At 40.7% G+C, this 3,958-nt stretch carries 3 protein-coding genes; all 3 read right to left on the bottom strand.

Annotated elements, in window-relative coordinates:
• Positions 1-234: 234 nt before the first annotated feature.
• Positions 235-432, bottom strand: a complete 198-nt coding sequence (gene csrA, locus ACWXWT_RS20060) for a carbon storage regulator CsrA (RefSeq protein ID WP_011636538.1) — start codon at positions 430-432, stop codon at positions 235-237.
• 447 nt (positions 433-879) lie between these two features.
• On the bottom strand, positions 880-3,504 hold the full coding sequence (alaS, locus tag ACWXWT_RS20055; RefSeq protein WP_456043335.1) for an alanine--tRNA ligase: 2,625 nt from the start codon (positions 3,502-3,504) through the stop codon (positions 880-882).
• Positions 3,505-3,746: 242 nt separating this feature from the next.
• Positions 3,747-3,958 (bottom strand): transposase (locus tag ACWXWT_RS20050; RefSeq protein WP_456043334.1); only part of this gene is annotated, 212 nt, incomplete at its 5' end.

The raw sequence follows: 3,958 nt of genomic DNA, 5'->3' as shown, positions 1-3,958 counted from the left end.
GATGCTGGAGGTAGAGTAACGCAGGAGCTTGTTACCGAGGATCACTATTCGCTTCAATCATCTGCCTTGCCTACAGCACTTTGAACTCCCGCTGAAAGATCACATATTTAATAGGATTGGTATTACAACCTCGGATAATCATCTTCGATAAAAGAGCGCAACTCAATGGGAATCAGAAACAAAAAAGCCAGCAAATGCTGACTTTAATTATATCGACCCTAAAGCTGTCGAATATTAATAGTTACCACCTTCAGAAGGTGTACCAGACTTCTCTGATTGAATACGTTGGTAAATCTCTTCACGGTGAACAGAGACTTCTTTAGGTGCGTTTACACCGATACGTACCTGATTACCTTTCACACCTAAAACTGTAACGGTGACTTCATCACCAATCATTAATGTTTCGCCTACACGGCGAGTCAAAATTAGCATTCGATTGCTCCTTTAGTTCAATCTGCATAACACGCTTTATCCGTAATATGCGTTTATTATAAGGTCTGCTTTACATAAAATCATAGTATCAATTTATAAATACGTCGGTTTATAAAGCATCATCTATTCGGAAATCTTAAAACTTAACGATAAATCGTCTCTTAATACGAGATGATGAACAAATGAATCACATTTGTTCATCACCGCGCAGATAAATAAATCAATACAGCAAAACCAATAACAAAAACGACAGCAATAAAACCAATCATTATCTTGTGTCCGAAGACGTATCAAAAACTATCACCAATTGTACTAAGGGTTGTTGAGCTTTCACTGTTAGCGGGTTAGTTCACTATGCCAAATCTACTGTTGGCACTCAAGTTATAAAGTTGAATATAATAGACTTTATGACTCAAGCAACAATAAAAGCTCTTTTTTATAGCATTATTAACCTAAGCGCTCACGGATCCAAGGCTCCACAGACGCCAATGCCGCTACCAAATTATCTGGCTGGGAACCGCCAGCTTGCGCCATATCTGGACGTCCGCCACCTTTACCGCCAACTTGCTGAGCAACCATAGCAACTAACTCCCCCGCTTTAACTTGTTTCGTTAAATCATTGCTCACACCAGCAATTAAATTAACTTTACCGTCTTTGGCTGTACCAAGTACGATAATGGCAGACTTAAGCTTTTGCTTTAACTCGTCCTGTAAACCACGTAATGATCCTGAGTCAACACCATCAAGCATCTTAACCAATACGTTAACGCCATTAATGTCAACTGCATCACCGGCCATATCGGCACTCGCTGCAGCGGCTAATTTATCTTTCAGCTGTGATAAGTCTTTTTCAAGCTGCTTAACTTTATCTAATTGCGCCTTTAACTTAGACACAACGGACGCGTTGTCTGATTTAAGCAACTGAGCAGCTTCATCTAACATAGCTTGTTGTTCAGCAACAAAGTTCATGGCCGCGGCACCTGTAACCGCTTCAATACGGCGAACACCTGCAGCGATACCCCCTTCAGAAGTGATCTTAAATAGACCAATATCACCCGTTCGACCAACGTGAGTACCACCACACAGCTCAATAGAAAAATCGCCCATAGTGACAACACGGACTTGGTCGTCATATTTTTCACCAAATAACGCCATTGCACCTTTTTCTTTGGCTTCATCTATCGCCATTTCTGCCGTTTTTAGTTGATGATTACGACGGATTTGAGTATTGACTAAATCTTCAACCGCCTTCAATTCTGCAGGTTTAACGGCTTCAAAGTGAGCAAAATCAAAACGTAAACGTTCAGGGTTAACTAAAGAACCTTTTTGATTTACATGGGATCCTAAAACTTGACGCAAAGCAGCATGCAATAAGTGAGTCACAGAATGGTTAAGTTGAGTACGGTGACGCAATTTTTTGTCTACTTGGGCTGATAATGGCTGGCCTATCACTAATTGGCCTTGAGTTAACTTACCTTGGTGACCTATGGCCTGACCAAACTTTTGAGTGTCGCTAACGCTAAACTCAATTCCTGTCGCCGTTAACATCCCTTTATCACCAACTTGCCCACCTGACTCAGCATAAAATGGTGTGTTCGCTAATACAACAATGGCATCTTGACCGGCACTCACATTGTCAACCGCTTTTCCATCGACATATAAACCCGCAACAGCTGACTGGCCAATTAATGATGTATAACCGCAGAAAGTCGTTTCAGCATCAATAATTAAATTACTGTTGTAATCTGTACCAAAATTACCCGCAGCTTGTGCGCGGCTTCGCTGTTCCGCCATTGCAGCCTCAAAACCAGCTTCATCGACATTAATGTCACGTTCACGACACACATCAGCGGTTAAATCGACTGGGAAGCCATAAGTGTCATACAGTTTAAACGCAGTTTCGCCATCTAATGTATCACCTTGAAGAGCATTCAAGGCGCTGTCTAAAATAACCAAACCACGCTCAAGAGTACGAGCAAATTGCTCCTCTTCAGCTTTTAATGCTTTTTCTACAATTGCTTGTGTTTGTTTTAAACCATTTGCCGCATCGCCCATTACACTAATTAATGTCGGGACTAACTTATAGAAAAATGCTTCATTGGCACCTAATTTGTTACCATGACGAACTGCACGACGAATAATACGACGTAACACATAACCACGCCCTTCATTCGATGGCATGACACCATCTGCGATTAAAAACGCACACGAACGAATATGGTCAGCAATAACACGTAGAGATTTATTTTCTAAATCAGATACGCCAATTATCTCGGCAGCTTTAGCGATTAATTGCTTAAATATATCGATTTCATAATTTGAATGTACACCTTGCATAATGGCTGCAATACGTTCAATACCCATACCAGTATCTACAGAAGGCTTAGGCAGTGGCAACATTTCGCCGTCTGACTGACGGTTATATTGCATAAACACTATGTTCCAAATTTCAATAAAACGATCGCCATCTTCTTCAGGCGTACCAGGACGGCCCCCCCAAATATGATCGCCATGATCATAGAAGATCTCACTACAAGGACCACAAGGGCCGGTATCACCCATCTGCCAAAAGTTATCTGACGCAAATGGAGCTCCTTTATTGTCGCCAATACGAATCATATTTTCAGGGGCTACACCAATTTTTTGTGTCCAAAGATCATATGCTTCATCATCTGTTTCATAGATAGTTACGCATAAACGCTCTTTTGGTAACTTAAGCACTTCGGTTAAAAAGGTCCAAGCAAAACGAATAGCATCTTCTTTAAAATAATCGCCAAAGCTGAAGTTACCTAACATTTCAAAAAACGTATGGTGACGAGCGGTATAACCTACATTATCTAAATCGTTATGTTTACCACCAGCACGTACACAGCGTTGTGATGTTGTCGCTCGGGTGTAATTACGCTTATCCATACCGAGGAACACATCTTTAAATTGGTTCATACCTGCATTGGTAAATAAGAGTGTTGGATCATTGGTAGGAACGAGCGAGCTGCTATCAACAACCTGATGTCCGTTATCTTCGAAGTATGCTAAAAAAGCACTTCTTAACTCTGCTGTAGTCTGAAACATGAAAGGGCCCTGAATATAGAAAATACAAAAGTAACACGCTTGACAGGCAAGCCAGTAAATGTAGGCATTATATACTGAATTTAACAAAATAAGCGAGATGAGTAAGTTGATTATAATCTCGGTAAAAATCGATAGCTTGAGTTTCTATTTGCTGAGGAAATGCGATATTGAGTGAGTGATATCAGCCCACATTGAAGTTTGCTCTTTTAACAAAAATAATGAGTGTGTTATACCAATTATGATTAAAGTCTTCCCAGATTTGCCCAGTCTCTTTGGCATAGTTTTCTCACTCGGCTTTTACACGATATGAATCTATTCCACGCTAGGCAGCAATACTCGACAATTTCGTTGTAATCTTTGAAGCACCTATTAGCGAGGCAATTCTGACGGAGCCATTGCCAAACCTGCTCTATTGGATTGAGCTCTGGTGAATAAGGCGGTAATTTTAGTATCC

The organism is Shewanella sp. A22, assembly GCF_053850585.1.
The sequence above is the reverse complement of the archived record's forward strand: the minus strand, read 5'-3'. Positions and strand labels throughout refer to the sequence as shown.